At 60.1% G+C, this 15,734-nt stretch carries 16 protein-coding genes and 1 riboswitch; of the genes, 10 read left to right on the top strand and 6 right to left on the bottom strand.

Annotated elements, in window-relative coordinates:
* Positions 1 to 583 precede the first annotated feature (583 nt).
* The 3 genes from JQM66_RS04290 to JQM66_RS04300 are packed head-to-tail and all read left to right on the top strand — an operon-like array spanning position 584 to position 2,470.
* On the top strand, positions 584 to 976 hold the full coding sequence (locus JQM66_RS04290) for a GntR family transcriptional regulator (RefSeq protein WP_235228574.1): 393 nt from the start codon (positions 584 to 586) through the stop codon (positions 974 to 976).
* Entirely contained in the window at positions 957 to 1,652 is a 696-nt protein-coding gene (locus JQM66_RS04295) for an ABC transporter ATP-binding protein (protein ID WP_235228576.1), read from the top strand. The genes JQM66_RS04290 and JQM66_RS04295 overlap by 20 nt, the downstream gene beginning before the upstream one ends.
* The gene (locus tag JQM66_RS04300; protein ID WP_235228578.1) at positions 1,646 to 2,470 is read left to right on the top strand and encodes a hypothetical protein; all 825 of its coding nucleotides are present in this window, start codon (positions 1,646 to 1,648) and stop codon (positions 2,468 to 2,470) included. The genes JQM66_RS04295 and JQM66_RS04300 overlap by 7 nt, the downstream gene beginning before the upstream one ends.
* Before the next feature lie 94 nt (positions 2,471 to 2,564).
* On the opposite strand, the gene JQM66_RS04305 is transcribed toward JQM66_RS04300, so the two are convergent.
* Entirely contained in the window at positions 2,565 to 3,836 is a 1,272-nt protein-coding gene (locus JQM66_RS04305; protein WP_235228580.1) for an amidohydrolase family protein, read from the bottom strand.
* A 55-nt stretch (positions 3,837 to 3,891) separates the two neighbouring features.
* Positions 3,892 to 3,993: riboswitch (purine riboswitch) on the bottom strand.
* 98 nt (positions 3,994 to 4,091) lie between these two features.
* On the opposite strand from JQM66_RS04305, the gene JQM66_RS04310 reads away from it, so the two are divergent.
* The 7 genes from JQM66_RS04310 to JQM66_RS04340 all read left to right on the top strand — a co-directional run bounded on the left by JQM66_RS04310 (position 4,092) and on the right by JQM66_RS04340 (position 10,062).
* Entirely contained in the window at positions 4,092 to 4,484 is a 393-nt protein-coding gene (locus JQM66_RS04310) for a hypothetical protein (protein ID WP_235228582.1), read from the top strand.
* 124 nt (positions 4,485 to 4,608) lie between these two features.
* Positions 4,609 to 5,367: a ZIP family metal transporter gene (locus JQM66_RS04315; RefSeq protein WP_235228584.1), complete on the top strand. Its 759-nt coding sequence runs from the start codon at positions 4,609 to 4,611 to the stop codon at positions 5,365 to 5,367.
* 69 nt (positions 5,368 to 5,436) lie between these two features.
* A complete protein-coding gene (locus JQM66_RS04320; protein WP_235228585.1) occupies positions 5,437 to 6,249 on the top strand; it encodes an AAA family ATPase in 813 nt (270 codons plus the stop codon).
* Positions 6,250 to 6,255: 6 nt separating this feature from the next.
* On the top strand, positions 6,256 to 7,452 hold the full coding sequence (locus JQM66_RS04325; protein ID WP_235228588.1) for a VWA domain-containing protein: 1,197 nt from the start codon (positions 6,256 to 6,258) through the stop codon (positions 7,450 to 7,452).
* 89 nt (positions 7,453 to 7,541) lie between these two features.
* Complete coding sequence (locus JQM66_RS04330) at positions 7,542 to 8,015, top strand: RNA polymerase sigma factor (RefSeq protein ID WP_235228589.1); 474 nt, start codon at positions 7,542 to 7,544, stop codon at positions 8,013 to 8,015.
* Positions 8,012 to 9,067, top strand: a complete 1,056-nt coding sequence (locus JQM66_RS04335) for a hypothetical protein (RefSeq protein ID WP_235228591.1) — start codon at positions 8,012 to 8,014, stop codon at positions 9,065 to 9,067. Before JQM66_RS04330 ends, JQM66_RS04335 begins: the two co-directional genes overlap by 4 nt.
* 107 nt (positions 9,068 to 9,174) lie before the next feature.
* Positions 9,175 to 10,062 carry a DMT family transporter gene (locus JQM66_RS04340; protein WP_328284113.1) on the top strand — a complete coding sequence of 296 codons (888 nt, stop codon included), beginning with the start codon at positions 9,175 to 9,177 and terminating at the stop codon, positions 10,060 to 10,062.
* A gap of 39 nt (positions 10,063 to 10,101) precedes the next feature.
* On the opposite strand, the gene JQM66_RS04345 is transcribed toward JQM66_RS04340, so the two are convergent.
* From JQM66_RS04345 to JQM66_RS04365, 5 genes are all read right to left on the bottom strand, one after another.
* On the bottom strand, positions 10,102 to 11,355 hold the full coding sequence (locus JQM66_RS04345) for a competence/damage-inducible protein A (protein WP_235228593.1): 1,254 nt from the start codon (positions 11,353 to 11,355) through the stop codon (positions 10,102 to 10,104).
* A 47-nt stretch (positions 11,356 to 11,402) separates the two neighbouring features.
* A complete protein-coding gene (gene thiI / locus JQM66_RS04350; RefSeq protein WP_235228611.1) occupies positions 11,403 to 12,581 on the bottom strand; it encodes a tRNA uracil 4-sulfurtransferase ThiI in 1,179 nt (392 codons plus the stop codon).
* A 174-nt stretch (positions 12,582 to 12,755) separates the two neighbouring features.
* Positions 12,756 to 14,393, bottom strand: coding sequence for a recombinase family protein (locus JQM66_RS04355; RefSeq protein ID WP_235228595.1), 1,638 nt, complete (start codon positions 14,391 to 14,393; stop codon positions 12,756 to 12,758).
* Between the two features lie 77 nt (positions 14,394 to 14,470).
* Positions 14,471 to 14,764, bottom strand: a complete 294-nt coding sequence (locus JQM66_RS04360; RefSeq protein WP_235228597.1) for a hypothetical protein — start codon at positions 14,762 to 14,764, stop codon at positions 14,471 to 14,473.
* Between the two features lie 26 nt (positions 14,765 to 14,790).
* Positions 14,791 to 15,734: MobA/MobL family protein (locus tag JQM66_RS04365; protein ID WP_235228599.1), on the bottom strand; the 944-nt coding region annotated here is incomplete at its 5' end.

The raw sequence follows: 15,734 nt of genomic DNA on the forward strand, positions 1-15,734 counted from the left end.
CGGGGATCGTCGTGGCCGGTGCGGTGCAGACTTGTGGGTTTGAACCGGGTGCGCCCAACACAGGCAGAGCAGAGATAGCCCGCCGCCGCAAGTCGGAACTGCCGACTTGCTTTCGGGGTGGTTGACGAAAGGTCTGTCCTTCTGGCCCCGCGCTTTCCGCTTCGCTACGCGCTACTGCGAGGTAAATGGAGCGGCAGCAAAAATAGAAAGAAGTCCATACGTCCATTGCCACGAAAGCGAGTCAGTAGTTTCTTCATGCGGCGGCGCTCCTCCCTGTTTCGCCGATGCCGGGCGCACCCGGTATAGGCTTGCAAGTTTGAGCTGCACCGATTACAGTAGCTCCCGTCTGCGGTCAAATCGACACAGATGTGTCGCTTTGACCGCTGGGTTTCTCTTTGGACCCGCCGGGCCCGTTTCTCTTTTCAAAAGAGAAATGGGGGCGGCACCTCGCGGCGGAGCCGCGCCTCCCCTCCCCCCTTCCCTGCCCAGGGGAGAAATTTTTTTTAATTTCCCCCTTGACAAATGGAGAAGATGTGATATTGTATTAGTCAAGCAGTACAATAATACAAACGGAGGCACAGCCATGAAGTGGTACTTTTCAGACAGCGCCCCGATCTATGCCCAGCTGATCCGGCAGATCAAGGTGGGCATCGTCACCGGGGCATTTCCACCGGGAGAGCGGCTGCCGTCGGTGCGGGACCTGGCCACAGAGGCCGGGGTGAACCCCAATACCATGCAGCGGGCATTCGCGGAACTGGAGCGGGACGGCCTGGTGTACAGCCAGCGGACCGCGGGCAGATTTGTGACGGAGGACAGAGCCATGATCGAGCAGACGAAAAAAGGGTTGGCGGAATGCCATATCAAGCAGTTCTTGGAATCTATGGACCAGCTGGGCTTCCAGCGGGATGAAGTGATCTCCCTGCTGTGGCAGGAGACGGGAAAGGAGGGCATCACCGATGGCGGTTCTGGAATGTAAAAATCTTACCAAGCAATACGGTCATGTGACAGCCCTGGAGGACGTGAGCTTCTCCATCGAGCCGGGCCGCATCGTGGGCCTGCTGGGTCCCAACGGCAGCGGCAAAACCACCCTTATCAAGCTGGCAAACGGCTTGCTGACCCCTACCTCCGGTGAGCTGACCATCTGCAACGCGGCCCCCGGCAAGGAGACCCACGCCATCGTCAGCTACCTGCCGGAGCGGACCTCCATCCCCCTGTGGATGACCGCCACGCAGCTGCTGGACTTCTATCAGGACTTTTACAAGGACTTCCGCCGTGACGCGGCGGAGGAGATGCTGGCCCACCTGAACATCCCCGCCAAGCAGCGCATCAAGCAGATGAGCAAGGGCACCCGGGAAAAGGTGCAGCTCATTGTGACCATGAGTCGGGCGGCGCAGCTGTATCTGCTGGATGAGCCCATTGGCGGCGTGGACCCCGCCACCCGGGACTATATCCTCTCCACCATCATCGGCAACTACAACCCCGAGGCGGCGGTGGTGATCTCCACCCACCTGATCTCTGATGTGGAAAAGGTGCTGGACGAGGTCATCTTCATCAACCAGGGTCATGTGGTGCTCCAGTCCTCCGTGGACGAGATCCGGGAGGAAAAGGGCATGAGTGTGGACGCGCTGTTCCGGGAGGTGTTCAAATGCTGAGAAAACTGATGAAGCACGAATTCCGTGCCACGGGCCGCATTATGCTGCCCCTGTTTCTGATCCTGCTGGTGACCTCCGTGGGCGCCAACTTCTCCACCCGTGGCCTGCTGGAGACGGACAACAAGTTTCTGGATGTCCTGGGCGTCCTGCTGGTCATGGCCTTTGCCATCGCCATCGTGGGCGTGTGCGTCATGAGCATGGTGGTCATGGTCCAGCGGTTCTACAAGAACCTGCTCCAGGACGAGGGCTATGTGATGATGACCCTGCCTGTCTCTGTTCACCAGCACATCTGGAGCAAGCTGATCGTCTCTGCTGTATGGTTCGCCCTGACCTTGGTGGTGGTCTGCCTGGCCTGCTTCATCATGGCCTTTGACGTGGGCTTTGTCCATCAGATCGCGGCGGGCTTCCGGGAGCTGTTCCAGGAGATCTGCCGTAACCTTTCCGCCTACTACGCCATCAACGGCACTGCCGTCATCGTGGAGTTCCTGGTGATGTGCTTCGTGGGCTGCTGCGCCATGTGCCTGCAGTTCTATGCGGCCCTGGCCATCGGCCACAGCCGTCCCAACCACAAGATGGCCTGGTCCGTGCTGAGTTTCTTCGCCATCCAGTTCATCATGCAGTTCCTGGGCGGCATGGGCATCGTGCTGCTGGACGAGAGCTGGTTCCATCACCTGCTGCTGGGCTGGACGGACAACATCTCCGGCATGGCTTCCGTGCACCTGGGAATGGTCGCTATGATCCTGGGCGAGGTAGTCGTGGGTGCCATCTTCTATGTTCTGACGACCTGGTTCCTGAAAAAGCGCCTGAACCTGGAGTAAACTGGTCCCGGTACATCCGAAACTGCGGAAGCCCCCCCTTTTTTTGAAACGGAGAAAACACGAAAAAAGAGAGCCTTTCGGCTCTCTTTTTTGTTTATCCGGCGGTAAATACCTTTCTTCCTGCACTCCAGACCGCCCGGACGGCACCGGGCTGGCGCAGGTACACGCACCGCTCCAGCCGCTCCGCCGGGGTCAGGGGGTGGGGCTGGGGCAGGGTGTCGTCCGCCAGGACCATGGCGTGGAGAGGATTCCCGGCGGCAAAGCCGGGCTGCTCCCCGAAGTAGGCCGCGCCGGCGGAGGTGCCTAAGTACCAGCCCTCGGGGACCGTTAGGAAATCCGTCTCCCAGCTGTCCAGGATGCGGCGGGCCTTGGAGGCCCGGATGGCGGAGGCTACCACATCGAACATGTTCAGATGGTCTCCCCCGGCGATGTCGCTGCCCAGGGCTACCTTCAGCCCCTCGTTCAGCATGACCCGCACCGGGGCCACGCCGGAGCAGATGTTCTGGTTGGAGTCGGCGCAGTGGACCACGGTGACGCCCGCATCCCGCATGGCCTTCCGCTCCCGCTCGTCAGACCAGACGCAGTGGGCCATGACGGTACGGTCATTCCACAGGCCGTACTTGGCGTAGGTCTCCCAATACTGCTGGCAGTCTGGGTGGAGTTGGCGCACCCACTCGATCTCCGCATCGTTTTCCGACAGGTGGGACTGCACCGGCAGGTCCCGCTCCGCCGCCAGCTTGCCCAGGAAGGCCATCAGCTCATTGGTGCAGGAAGGGGTGAACCGGGGGGTCAGCATGGGCTTGACGTGGGCGAAGTCCCCGCAGGCGTCCAGCCAGCGGAGGGTCTCTCGTTTGGATTCCTCCGTGGTCTCCTCCAGCACGCCGGGGGCGGCGTTGCGGTCCATGTTTACCTTGCCCACATAGCCCGTGACGCCTGCCTTTTCCAGTTCGTCCATCAGGATGAGGGTGGCGTCGGTGTGGAGGGAGGAGAACATGCACACCCGGGTGGTGCCCCCCGCCACCAGCTCCTTGGCCAGCTTGTGGTAGATCTCCCGGGCATAGTCCGGGTCCGCGAACCGGGCCTCGGTGGGGAAAGCGTAGGCGTTCAGCCAGTCCAGCAGGGGCAGGTCCATGCCCATGCCCAGCATGGGGTACTGGGGGGCGTGGAGATGCAGGTCCGCGAAGGACTGGAGAATCAGGGCGTCGCCGTAATCCTCCACATTTGCCCCAGCGTACTGCTCCGGCAGGACGGGGAACACCCCTTGAATGACACCGTTTTCCGCCACCAGATACCCATTTTCCGTAATATCCAGCTTCCCCAGTTCAGGGGCGGAGATGATGGTTCCTTTCAAAATCGTGACAGCCATACAAACACCTCGTCGTAAAATGTCGGCACAAAAAAGGAGCGCCTGACCGGATAGACCCTACCCGACAGACACTCATAGCAGAGCCTTTCGGCGGCCCCGTAGAAACTTTCGCGCCACTGTACAGCGAAATTATATGAGTCCTTTTTATTTGTATACCGCTATCTGTAACATACCACAGGCGGACGGAAAATGCAAGCCGGGAGTTGAGGAAAAGAGGCGGCTATGCTACCATAAAGAAAAAAGGGGGTGCGGCGAATGAAGATTTACAGCTGGAAGTATTTTTTGTGCGGACTGTTCACGGGAGCGCTGGGGGTCTTGAAACTGTGGCGCAGCCTGCGGGGGGACTTTGACAACGGATTTGTGATAGGGATTTGCTGCATCGTGACGTCAGCCCGGTGTCTGTACATAGCGCTGAATGAGGATGCCTATGAAAAAGACAAGGCCGAAAGTGAGGAGTTCCGGGATGTTTCCCGGGATATGTTCGGCAAGTGGGCGCCGGTCGTTACCAATATCGGCTGGGCCGTTGCGATCGGAGCGCTGTTCCTGATCCTGCTGAATCCCGCTCTGGTGGGCATCGCGCTGCTTCTCATGCTGGCCGGGGTTTTGTATGAGATCATCGTCAATCAGATGGTCAAAAAGCAGATGTAAACAAGTCTATGACCGGGCGGCGGGAGCCGCCCGGTTTTCGCGTCCCGCACCCCCGGTGCGGGCATCGCTTATACTGGCATACGGGCGATCTTCCGCCCGAATCCAGACAAAGGCGTTGATGCGTATGCTGCAATCTCTCGGCTGGGCTGCCCTGGGCACCGGCTTTACCTTTTTGATGACCACCCTGGGCGCCGCCCTGGTATTTTTCCTCTCCGGGGAGCCCAGGCCCCGCTTTCAAAAGACCATGCTGGGCTTTGCCGCCGGGGTCATGACGGCGGCGTCGGTGTGGAGCTTACTCCTGCCTGCTATCGACCAGGCCGTGGTGGACGGCGCTTTCCCCGGCTGGCTGCCTGCCGCCGTAGGGATGCTGCTGGGGGTCAGCTTTCTGGCGGCGCTGGATAGTCTCCTGCCCCGCCTGCGGCGGAGCACGCCCAAGGGTGCCAGCCGCCAGAGCGCCCTGCTGATGACTGCCATCACCCTACATAACGTGCCGGAGGGCATGGCGGTGGGCCTGGCTTTCGCTCTGGCGGCCAACGGGGAAAATCTGGCCGGGGCTGCCGCCCTGGCCATGGGTATCGGTATCCAGAACCTGCCGGAGGGTGCCGCCATCGCCCTGCCCCTGCGGCAGGAGGGCCTTACCCGGCGGCGAGCCTTCGCCGTGGGGACCCTGTCCGGCAGCGTGGAGCTGGTGTTCGGAGTGTTGGTGGTGCTGGCCGCGGCCTGGGCAAGGCCTTTGATGCCCTGGCTGCTGAGCTTTGCCGCCGGGGCCATGCTGTACGTGGTGGTGGAGGAACTGGTGCCCCAGGCCCACAGCCGGGCGGGCACCTGCGGCTTTGTGGGGGGCTTCCTCATTATGATGGTGCTGGATGTGGCGTTGGGATAAAAGGGTTGTGCTGTCCGGAAGCCGCTGATATAATGGTCCGGTCAGACAAAAGCACGAAAGGAACCGACTATGGATATGAAATTTACCGGAAGCAGCCACTATGTGGCCTCCGATGACCTGATGAACACGGTGAACATTGCCATGACCCTGCAGAAGCCCCTGCTGATCAAGGGCGAACCGGGCACCGGCAAGACCATGCTGGCCCAGGCGGTGGCAGAGGCTCTGGGTAAGAAGCTCATCATCTGGAACGTGAAATCCACCACCAAGGCCCAGGACGGCCTGTATGTCTACGATGTGGTGCAGCGGCTGTACGACAGCCAGTTCGGCACTGAGGGCGTGGACAACATCGCCAGATATATCAAGCTGGGCAAGCTGGGCGAGGCCTTCCAGGCCGACGAGCAGGTGGTCCTGCTGATCGACGAGATTGACAAGGCGGACCTGGAGTTCCCCAACGACCTGCTGTGGGAGCTGGACCGGATGGAGTTCTACATCCCGGAGACCAAGGAGACCATCCGGGCCAAGCAGCGGCCCATCGTGATCATCACCTCCAACGCGGAAAAGGAACTGCCGGACGCCTTCCTGCGCCGCTGTGTGTTCCACTACATCGACTTCCCGGACCAGGCCCAGATGGAGGCCATCCTGCGGGTCCATTTCGCCCACCTGGAGGACCATCTGGCCCAGCAGGCCCTGGCGGCCTTCTACTGGGTCCGGGAGCTGCGGGGCATCGAGAAGAAGCCCAGCACCTCCGAGCTGGTGGACTGGCTGCGGGCCATGGTGGCCGGCGGCGTGGACCCGGACCGCATTGCCCGGGAGATCCCCTTCGCCGGGGTCCTGCTGAAGAAGGATAAGGACCTGCAGACCCTACGGAAAGCGCTGCGGTAAGGGACGATGTTTGCTGCATTTTTCTATCTGCTGCGGCAGCGGGGACTGGACGTGTCCCTGAACGAGTGGATCACCCTGCTGGAGGGCATGGAGCAGGGTCTGCACCACTCCAGCCTGACGGGCTTTTACCACCTGTGCCGCGCCATCGTGGTGAAGAGCGAGGTGGAGTACGACCGCTTCGACCAGGTGTTCCTGGAGTTTTTCAGGGATGTGCCCTTCCAGGGAGAAATTCCGGAGGAGATGCTGGATTGGCTGAACCATCCCAGTGAGGACCTGCGGCGGACCATCCAGGACCTGCGGGCGGCTGGCTTTCCAGACGAATCTCTGGAGGAGCTTTTGAAGCTGCTGGAGGAGCGGCTGAAGGAGCAGACCGAGGAGCACAACGGCGGCAACTACTGGGTGGGCACCCAGGGCCGCACCCCCTGGGGCAACAGCGGCTGGCATCCCAACGGCATCCGCATCGGCGGGCAGTCTATGCACCGCACCGCCATGTCCGTGGCGGGGGAGCGGAAATTCCGGGACTTCCGCAAGGACAACACCCTGGACACCCGCCAGTTCCAGATGGCCTTCCGTACCCTGCGGCAGCTTTCTGTTCAGGAGCAGAGCGCCGATAAAGTGCTGGATGTGGACGCCACCATCCACGACACCTGCGAGAACGCCGGGACTTTGCAGGTGCGGTACAAAAATCCCCGGAAGAACAACGTGAAGGTCCTGCTGCTGATGGACTCCGGCGGGTCCATGGACTATTATGCCGGCCTTTGCAGCATGCTGTTCCAGGCGGCCACCAAGTCCAACCACTTCAAGGAACTGCACACCTATTACTTCCACAACTGCGTCTTTTCGGAGCTGTACGAGGGTCCCCAGCTCTGGCGCAGCGGCCAGGTGCCCACGGAGTGGGTGCTGCAGAACTTTGACAGCAGCTACAAGGTCATCATCGTGGGAGACGCCGCCATGAACCCCTATGAGCTGACGGAAAAGCGGTTCGACTGGGCCACCCACAGCTACGGTCCCTCCGGCATGGAGTGGCTGGAGCGGCTGCGGAAGCAGTATCCCTACCTGATCTGGCTGAACCCGGAACCCATGCCGGAGCGGCCTACCTACTGGAGCCAGACCCACTATACTCTGGGACAGGTCTTTGAGATGTTCGACCTGTCCGCCGAGGGCCTGGAGCAGGGCATGAAACGGCTCATGGTCCGGCGGTAAACATAAAAAACAGGGCGCTTATCGCCCTGTTTTTTCATAGGATGTGTGACCTTTTGGCGGTCCCATCCGTTATATCAGCAGAAAGGCAGGTGAGGCCGGTGACGGCGGAGGAACTCTTTGAAAAGACATATACTGCCTATGGCCCGGCCCTGTACCGCTTCTGCCGGATGCAGATGGGAAATGACGCCGACGCGGAGGACATTTTGCAGGAGGTGTTCTGCAAGCGGCTGTACCGGGCGCCGGAATTCGGAACGGCGGAGCAGGAGCGCCGCTGGCTGTTCCGGGTGGCGGTGAACCAGTGCCGGGACGAGCTGCGGCGGAAGCACCGGACGGAAACGGCCCTGACGAAGGACCTGCCCGCTCCGGCGGAGACAGACCTGGGACTGTGGGAGCTGATGCGGACCCTGCCGGAAAATCAGCGGACGGTCATCCACCTCCACTACGCGGAGGGCTGGACCGTGGAGGAAATCGCCAAGATCCTGGGGACCACGGTCCCGGCGGTGAAAATGCGCCTGAAACGGGGCCGGGAGGCCCTGCGGCGGGAATGGGGGGCGGACAGATGAACCGGTATGGGGAAATGATGGAGCGCCTGCCTGTCCCCGAGGACCAGGCGGAGCGGCTGAAGGCCCGGGTGCTGGCAGCGGAGCCGGAGAAAAAGCGGCGTGCCTACCGCCCCCGGAGCTTTGCGAAAAAAGTGCTGCTGGCAGCGGCGCTGGTGGTGCTGCTGGCAGCGACTGCGGGCACGGCGGCGGAACTGGTCCCGTGGGACGCCTTGTTTACAGAGCGGTTCGGCGCCGGAGCGGCAGATTCCCCGGCGGCAGAGGACGTGTTTCAGAATGTGGGCGTCACCTCCGTCTGCGGCGATGTGACCCTGACGGTGCGGCAGGCACTGGGGGACGAAAAGACACTGTATCTTCTGCTGGATTATCACCTGCCGGAGAGCGTGGATATGGAGATGGTACAGGTGGCCTGGAAGGAGCGTAACGGTCCGCTCAGCAATGTGCGGCTGTACAGCGGGGCTGTGGACTGGGCGGATATCCAAGGCATGAGCAGCCGGGAAGCCATGCGCACTCTGGCGGGAGAGGATCTGGGTTTTTCCGGCAGTGTGGAGACCGTGGAGTTTGACGCGGACAGCCGGACCGTGACCATGCTGGCGATCTGCTCCTTTTCGGACAAGGTACCCCTGGGGAAGCCTGTGACCGTGCTGGTCTGGGAGCCCTCCGTGGAATGGAAGGGAGAATGGGTAGACCTGACGGACCATGCGGCTGTCATTACCTTCCAGCCATCCTACACGGCCCGGGCAAAGGAAGGGCAAAAGCGGAAGGACGGCGTGACGTATACGGTGGAGCTGACGCCCCTCTCCATCAAGGTGGAAAACGCGGGGGACCGGGAAGCGGACCTGTATACCATGTGGCAGCTGCGGCAGAAAATCGCATTGGTGTATCAGGACGGAACAGAGGCGCCCATCAGGGACTTTTCCCCCACCGGCGGCGGAGGCAAAGGAACCAGCGGGGACCGGCATTACGAGTCCTGCGAGCTGCTGCTGAAAAAGCTGGTGGACACCGACCGGGTCAAGGCCGTCCGGGTGGGGGACCTGGAGATCCCAATTTCATAAGCGTGAGAAAAGCGGGACAGAAATGTCCCGCTTTTTCGCAGAGGAGACTTCCTTTTTTCCGGGATCTGCGGTATGATCTACTCCATGAGAGAGATCATGGAAAGCTGGTGTTTTCTACGAAACGGAACTCCAAATATCGGGGCATCCTGCTGATCCTCGGAGCGGCTTTCTGCTTTTCCTGCATGAGCCTCTGCGTCCGCCTGGCAGGGGATGTGCCCACCATGCAAAAGAGCTTTTTCCGGAATCTGGTGGCCGTTCTGGCGGCCCTGGTCGTACTGCTCCGGGAGGGAAAGGGCATTCGTCTGGCGGACCCAAAGAACTGGCCGCTGCTGCTGTGCCGCTCTTTGTTCGGCACCATTGGCCTGCTGGGCAACTTTTACGCTGTGGACCACCTGCTTCTGGCCGATGCTTCCATGCTCAACAAAATGTCACCCTTCTTTGCTGTCATCGCCTCCTGCTTCCTGCTGAAGGAAAAGCTGTCGCCGGTCCAGGGAGTGTCTCTGGCGGGTGCCTTTGCCGGTGCGCTGCTGATCATCAAGCCCACACTCGGCAATATGGATCTGGGCCCCTCGCTGATCGGATTGTTGGGAGGGCTGGGCGCCGGTATCGCCTATACGCTGGTGCGGCTCCTGGGCAAGCGGGGGGAACGGGGGGCATTTATCGTATTTGTGTTCTCTGCCTTTTCCTGCCTGGCGGCGCTGCCCTATGTGCTGGTGGTCCACGCCCCCATGACGGTAGAGCAGACGATCCTCTTGCTGGGGGCCGGCCTGTTTGCCGCCGGCGGCCAGTTCAGTGTCACAGCGGCCTACTGCTGTGCCCCTGCCAAGGAGATTTCTGTCTATGACTATTCCCAGGTCATCTTCTCCACCCTTCTGGGCTTTTTCATCTTCGGCGATGTGCCGGACGGATTCAGCGTCCTGGGCTATTTCCTGATCTGCGGCATGGCGGTGCTGAATTTCTGGAACAGCAATCGCCCTTCCCTAAAATCATCCTAAAACAAAAACGAGGCTTGCTTTTGCAAGCCTCGTTTTATTTCAGATGGGCAGGCCCGTCAGGTAGCGGCGAATAACATCAAAGGCGTGGTTACTGGCCAGGTCCTGGATGCGGTCCCGCCGCCGCTTTCCCAGGTCCAGGGAGCGGCAGAAGGTGCCTTTCGGGGTGGCGAGGCCGATGTATACGATGCCCACCGGAACGCCCCGCTCGTCGGGGTCGGGGCCTGCCGCACCGGTGACGGACACGGCGATGTCGGCTCCGGTGATGCGCCGGGCGCCCTCCGCCATGGCGCGGGCACAGGGCTCGGACACGGCGCCGTGAGCATCCAGAATTTCCTGGGGGACCCCCAACACATCCGCCTTCACCGAGGACCAGTAGCTCACCACGCCGCCTCGGTACACGGTGGAGACGCCGGGCATGGCGGTCATGCGCTCCGCCACCCGGCCGCCGGTGCAGCTCTCGGCGGTGGCCAGGGTGAGCCCCTGTTCCTTCAGCAGCCGGAAGCAGACCTCCTCCAGACCGGACACATCCACGCCGTAGACCACATTTCCCAGAAAGGCGGTCATCTCCTCCACCACCGGGGCCAGCATGGCCTCGGCGGCCTCCACGCTCTCCGCCTTGGCGGTGGCCCGGAGCCGGACCTCACTGGGCTTTGCGTAGGTGGCGAGAGAGGGGTTCTCCATCTGGCTGATCTTCTCCCGCAGCAGCTCCTCCATGGGGCTTTCGCCCAGGCCGAAGGTCATGATGTCGTGAGACAGAATGACTTCGCCGGAGATGCTCCGCAGGTAGGGAATGACGTGGCGCTGCAGCATGGTCCGCATCTCAAAGGGCGGACCGGGCAGCATCAGCACATGGACGCCGTCGGATTCAAAGGCACAGCCGGGGGCCGTACCCACGGGGTTGTCGAATACCGTGCAGCCCTCTGGCAGCTCCGCCTGCTGGACGTTGTTGGAGGGCATTTTCATGTGAACGTTTTTTTCAAAAAAGACCTTGAGGTCATCGAGAATATCCTGGTGCAGCACAAGCGGTTTGCCGAAGGCCTCGCAGATGGTCTGTTTGGTCAGGTCGTCATAGGTGGGCCCCAGACCTCCGGTGGTGAGGATGACGTCTGCCCGCTTCCGGGCAATGTCCAGTGCCTCCTTCAGTCGGCGGGGGTTATCCCCCACCACGGTGTGCCAGAAGACATTGATGCCCAGGCCCGCCAGGGCTTCGGACAGCTCCTGGGCGTTGGTGTTGGCGATGTTGCCGAGGAGCAGCTCCGTGCCCACGGCAATGATCTCTGCGGTGTGTGACATGGTATCCCTTCTTTATAATATGAAAGTTAGCGCTCCGTTCGGGGGACTCACGCCTTGACCCGGACCCAGCTTTCGCCCGCCAGGGCCTTGGACACCAGACCATCCACATCCAGGGCCTCCTCGGCCTTGCGGATGTCCTCCACATTGGGCCGGGTGCAGGGATGCCGGGGCGTAAAGACGGTGCAGCAGTCCTCATAGGGCAGGATGGAGGTGTCGAAGGTGCCGATCTCCCGGGCGATGCGGATGATCTCCACCTTGTCCATGCCGATCAGGGGCCGCAGCACGGGCATAGTGGTCACGTCCTCCGTGACGCCCAGGGCCATCATGGTCTGGCTGGCCACCTGGCCCAGGGACTCGCCGGTGACCAGAGCCTTGGCTCCGGCCTTCTTCGCCACGGCCTCGGAAATGCGCATCATGAACCGCCGCATGATGAGGGTGAAATACTCCTCGGGGCAGTTCTTCCGGATCTCTTCCTGAATCTCCGTGAAGGGAATGATGTGGACGATCATGCGGCCGCAATAGGCAGTCAGCAGCCGTGCCAGCTCCAGTACCTTGTCCTGGGCCTGCTGGGAGGTGTACGGGGGGGAGACGAAGTGAACCATCTCCAGCTCCACGCCCCGGCGGGCCATCATCCAGGAGGACACCGGGGAATCCAGACCGCCGGACAGCAGGCTGACGGCGTGGCCGCCCATGCCCACGGGCAGGCCGCCGGCGCCGGGCACAGAGGGGGCGTGGACGTAAGCGGCCTTCTCCCGGATCTCCACGAAGACCGTCAGGTCCGGCTTGTGGACGTCGACACTGACGTGAGGGAACAGCTCCGCCAGGTCCCCGCCCACAGCCTGGGAGATCTGGATGGAGTTCAGATAGAACTGCTTGTCGGCCCGCTTGCTCTCCACCTTGAAGGTCCGGGCCTTGGCGAATTCGTCGGCCAGATAGGTCCTGGCGGTCTCTACGATGGCCTCCACGGTCTTGTCGCAGGGTACCGCCCGGGCCACGGCGGCCACGCCGAACACCTGGCAGCAGGACTTCCAGGCCGCCTCCATGTCGCAGTCATCCTTCTGGGGCTCCACGTAAATGGTGCTCTGGCGGATATAGACATGGAAGCTGCCGTGTTTTTTCAGCCGCCACCGGACGTTGGACACTAGCTTGTCCTCAAAGGACCGGCGGTTCAGGCCCTTCAGGACCACCTCGCCCAGCTTCAGCAGAAACATCTCATTGTTGTGCATCATGGGATAACTCCTCCGCGTTCAAAACATTAACAGAAGCATTATATCCCATTTCCCTCCCCAGGAAAAGCATGATTTTGCAAAAAGCGCCAGCTTAGCCGGGTGGTCGTAAAACAGTAAAATCAAAAAAATGGCGAAAACCTTGAGTTTTCAAGGGTTGCGGCGTGACTTCGGTCACGCCGTTTCCTCTTTCATCAGCTCATTCAGCGGGATGAAGCCCAGCCCGTCGTACTTGATGTGGATATGCTGCACCCGCTTTCCGCTGGATTTGTCCGGTGCATCCACATAGATAGCTGACACCAGCTCCCGCAGAGCGTAGCCGTCCAGCTCGTCGATGCCCACATACTTGTGCGCCGTCTGAATGAACTTCTCAATGTTTTCGTTCTGTCGTTCCTGTACTTCAATTTCCTGTCGCAAAGTTACGCACTCGGCCTCCAACTGCTTCTGCTCCGTTTCGTAGGTCAGACTCAGCATATCGAAGCGGTCATCACTCAGCCGCCCGCTGGCGTTGTCCTCGTAAATCCTGATGAACAGCCGTTTCAACTCAGCGATGCGGTTTTCGTCCCGTTCCAGCCGTTTTCTGCGGATGTGGATCTGCTCACTGCTTTCCAACCGGAGCTGTTCTTCCATTACCGTGCGGAAATGTGCCTCATGCCGCAGAATGTAGCCTGTCACAGCCTGAATGTGTTTCAGGACCAGATGGCTGAGTACGGCTTCCCGGATGTAATGAGTACCGCACTTGTCCTTGTGCTTCCAATGGAGAGAACAGTCAAAGAACGCGCCCTCCGGTCGGTAATTGTTGGTCGCACCGTAATACAGCTTCTCGCCGCAGTCGGCGCAGTACACCAGCCCGGAAAAGATACTGCTTCGGCCTGTGCGGGTCTTGCGGTGCCGCTGCTGGCGTACCTGCTGTACCTTCTCAAACACGGCTTCCTCGATGATGGCCTCATGTGTATTGGGGAAGATGGCTTGCTTCTCAAGGGGATTATCCCGCTGTTTCTTGTCCCAGATAGAGTTGGTATAGGTCTTGAAGTTCACCGTACAGCCCGTATATTCCCGCCGTTCCAGAATCGCCACAACGGTACTGCTGTGCCAGTCGTAAGGGTCCTCCGGTTTCTTGTTCGGGGTCTTGATTCCCTGCAAGGCCCTGTATGCGGTGGGCGTCAGCACCTTGTCCGATTTCAGTTGGTTGGCGATCTGCATGGGACCACGGCCCTCCATGCACAGGTTGAAGATACGCTTCACTACATCGGCGGCTACCGGGTCAACCACCCAGCGGCGGGGATTCTCCGGGTCCTTCACATAGCCATAGGGCACATTGGTGGTCAGGGGTACGCCACGCTCACCCTTGGCTTTCTGGACGGCCCTGATCTTGCGGCTGGTATCCCGGGCATAGAATTCGTTGAACCAGTTCTTGATGCCCGCAAAATCGTTGTCCACCCGATTAGGGTCAATGGTGTCGTAGTTGTCATTGATGGCGATGAAGCGGACGCCGTTCTGCGGAAAGGTGAAGTTGGTGTAAAGCCCGGTCAGTGCCGAGTTGCGGCCCAGCCGTGAGAGGTCCTTGGTGATCGCCACGGCCACCCGCCCGGCCTCGATTTCGGCCAGCATGGCCTGAAAGCCGGGACGGTCATAGGTCACACCGCTAACACCGTCATCCACGAAAAACGTGGGGTTTGGGAAATGATGCTCTTTGGCATATTGAAGAAGCATGGCCTTTTGATTTTCAATGGACAGGGACTCGCCAGCCCGGTCATCCTCCTGAGACAATCGGCAATAAAGGGCGGTGATTTTATCTGTTGCTCCGTACATTTCTGCATCCTCCTTTGGTGGAGCAACTGTCAGTACAGGATTGGTTGGCTCTATTGTACCAAGATTCTGGGTGTTTGTCATTCTGAATCCTCCAGCTTTTCTGCAAACTTTCTGGATGTGATGCGTTCTAGCTTGCGGACAAAGTTCTCCGTCCCCTCATAGCTGCCTGTGACAACGTAGGTGGTGCCGTGGATGACCTCGGTGACGGTTAGTTCGGGAATCCAGAATGCGGAGAGATTCTTTACATGGATGTGGCCGTCCTCACCCCAAAAGAATCTGCGCTCGGCTCTTTCGGGGGGCAGCGATTCCAGCTCTGAGGAATAAAATCCCTCCGGGTCGAGTTGGTGTTCAAATTGCGATTTCTGTTCCATAAGTACCTCCTGATTTTGTGTAAGAATTAGTGTTCGATTTCCGACTTTTTCTGACGCACAGTGGCGTTCTGACGCTCCTGTTCATGCTGTACCTCATAGATGTTGTAATGGATGGCCCAGAGCTTTTTCGTGTCGGCATACAAGGGCGTAAGCTCCGTCTGCAAATCCCTGTACTCCGTTTCCAGACGGACCTTTTCCGCACGCCATGCGGCAGCAGGCAGCTTACCGTCCGCCACTTGTCCTTTCAGCTTGCGCTCGGCCATGTAGAACAGGCGAAGCGTATCGTCGTGTTCGGATTTGTATTTCTGACGGGATTTCTCAAAGCGGATGGTTTTCAGCTTGTCGGCAACTGGCTTTCCGGCCTTGTAGTAATCCGCCATGCGAAGCAGCTCGTCCAGTTCCTTGATGCGGGCCTGCTTCCCGGATGCCGACTTTTTCAGCGTGTCGATTTTGCCCTGCATGGTATGCAGAGCCGCGTCCAGATCATCAGCGGTATAGAGGCCTTTGGCTTCCAGATAGCTGACCGCCTCGGACAGCTTTTTCAGATTGGCGATCCTGGCCCTGCTGCTGTATGCGCCCTTATTGCGTTTGTCATAGTAGGCGGACAGCAGCTCCACCAGCGTAGGCGGCTGGGGCTTGGACAGCTCAGCTTTCACTTCTTTCAGCCAGTCGATCAGAGCGGCGATTTTCTGTTTTGCCTCCCGGAGCATGGCGTTGGTTTTCCTGATCCAGCGGTTGAGATTGCCCTTATCGGTACGGATACCCTTGGCCTCCATCGCTCGGACAGTCGGCCCCTCATGCTGGGTGGGTATCTGCTCCACCCCCTGACGCTCAAAGCTGCGGTGGTCGATGCGGCAATCCAAACACTTCTCGGCAAACTTGGCGTTGCACAGCTCCGCCCATTGTTCACGCCAAAACTCCAATGTCTCCGGCTTGCCCCAATCGGTGGAGGGGACGGCGTTGAACACAT

The organism is Oscillibacter valericigenes (assembly GCF_021531915.1).
Classification (GTDB): domain Bacteria; phylum Bacillota; class Clostridia; order Oscillospirales; family Oscillospiraceae; genus Oscillibacter; species Oscillibacter valericigenes_A.

Bases quoted from the DNA above. Each gene is read 5' to 3' on its own strand.
- JQM66_RS04355 (WP_235228595.1), bottom strand. From the start codon at position 14,393: ATGTACGGAGCAACAGATAAAATCACCGCCCTTTATTGCCGATTGTCT.
- JQM66_RS04295 (WP_235228576.1), top strand. From the start codon at position 957: ATGGCGGTTCTGGAATGTAAAAATCTTACCAAGCAATACGGTCATGTG.
- JQM66_RS04315 (WP_235228584.1), top strand. From the start codon at position 4,609: ATGCTGCAATCTCTCGGCTGGGCTGCCCTGGGCACCGGCTTTACCTTT.
- JQM66_RS04345 (WP_235228593.1), bottom strand. From the start codon at position 11,355: ATGTCACACACCGCAGAGATCATTGCCGTGGGCACGGAGCTGCTCCTC.
- thiI (WP_235228611.1), bottom strand. From the start codon at position 12,581: ATGCACAACAATGAGATGTTTCTGCTGAAGCTGGGCGAGGTGGTCCTG.
- JQM66_RS04300 (WP_235228578.1), top strand. From the start codon at position 1,646: ATGCTGAGAAAACTGATGAAGCACGAATTCCGTGCCACGGGCCGCATT.
- JQM66_RS04320 (WP_235228585.1), top strand. From the start codon at position 5,437: ATGGATATGAAATTTACCGGAAGCAGCCACTATGTGGCCTCCGATGAC.
- JQM66_RS04290 (WP_235228574.1), top strand. From the start codon at position 584: ATGAAGTGGTACTTTTCAGACAGCGCCCCGATCTATGCCCAGCTGATC.
- JQM66_RS04325 (WP_235228588.1), top strand. From the start codon at position 6,256: ATGTTTGCTGCATTTTTCTATCTGCTGCGGCAGCGGGGACTGGACGTG.
- JQM66_RS04335 (WP_235228591.1), top strand. From the start codon at position 8,012: ATGAACCGGTATGGGGAAATGATGGAGCGCCTGCCTGTCCCCGAGGAC.
- JQM66_RS04310 (WP_235228582.1), top strand. From the start codon at position 4,092: ATGAAGATTTACAGCTGGAAGTATTTTTTGTGCGGACTGTTCACGGGA.
- JQM66_RS04360 (WP_235228597.1), bottom strand. From the start codon at position 14,764: ATGGAACAGAAATCGCAATTTGAACACCAACTCGACCCGGAGGGATTT.
- JQM66_RS04305 (WP_235228580.1), bottom strand. From the start codon at position 3,836: ATGGCTGTCACGATTTTGAAAGGAACCATCATCTCCGCCCCTGAACTG.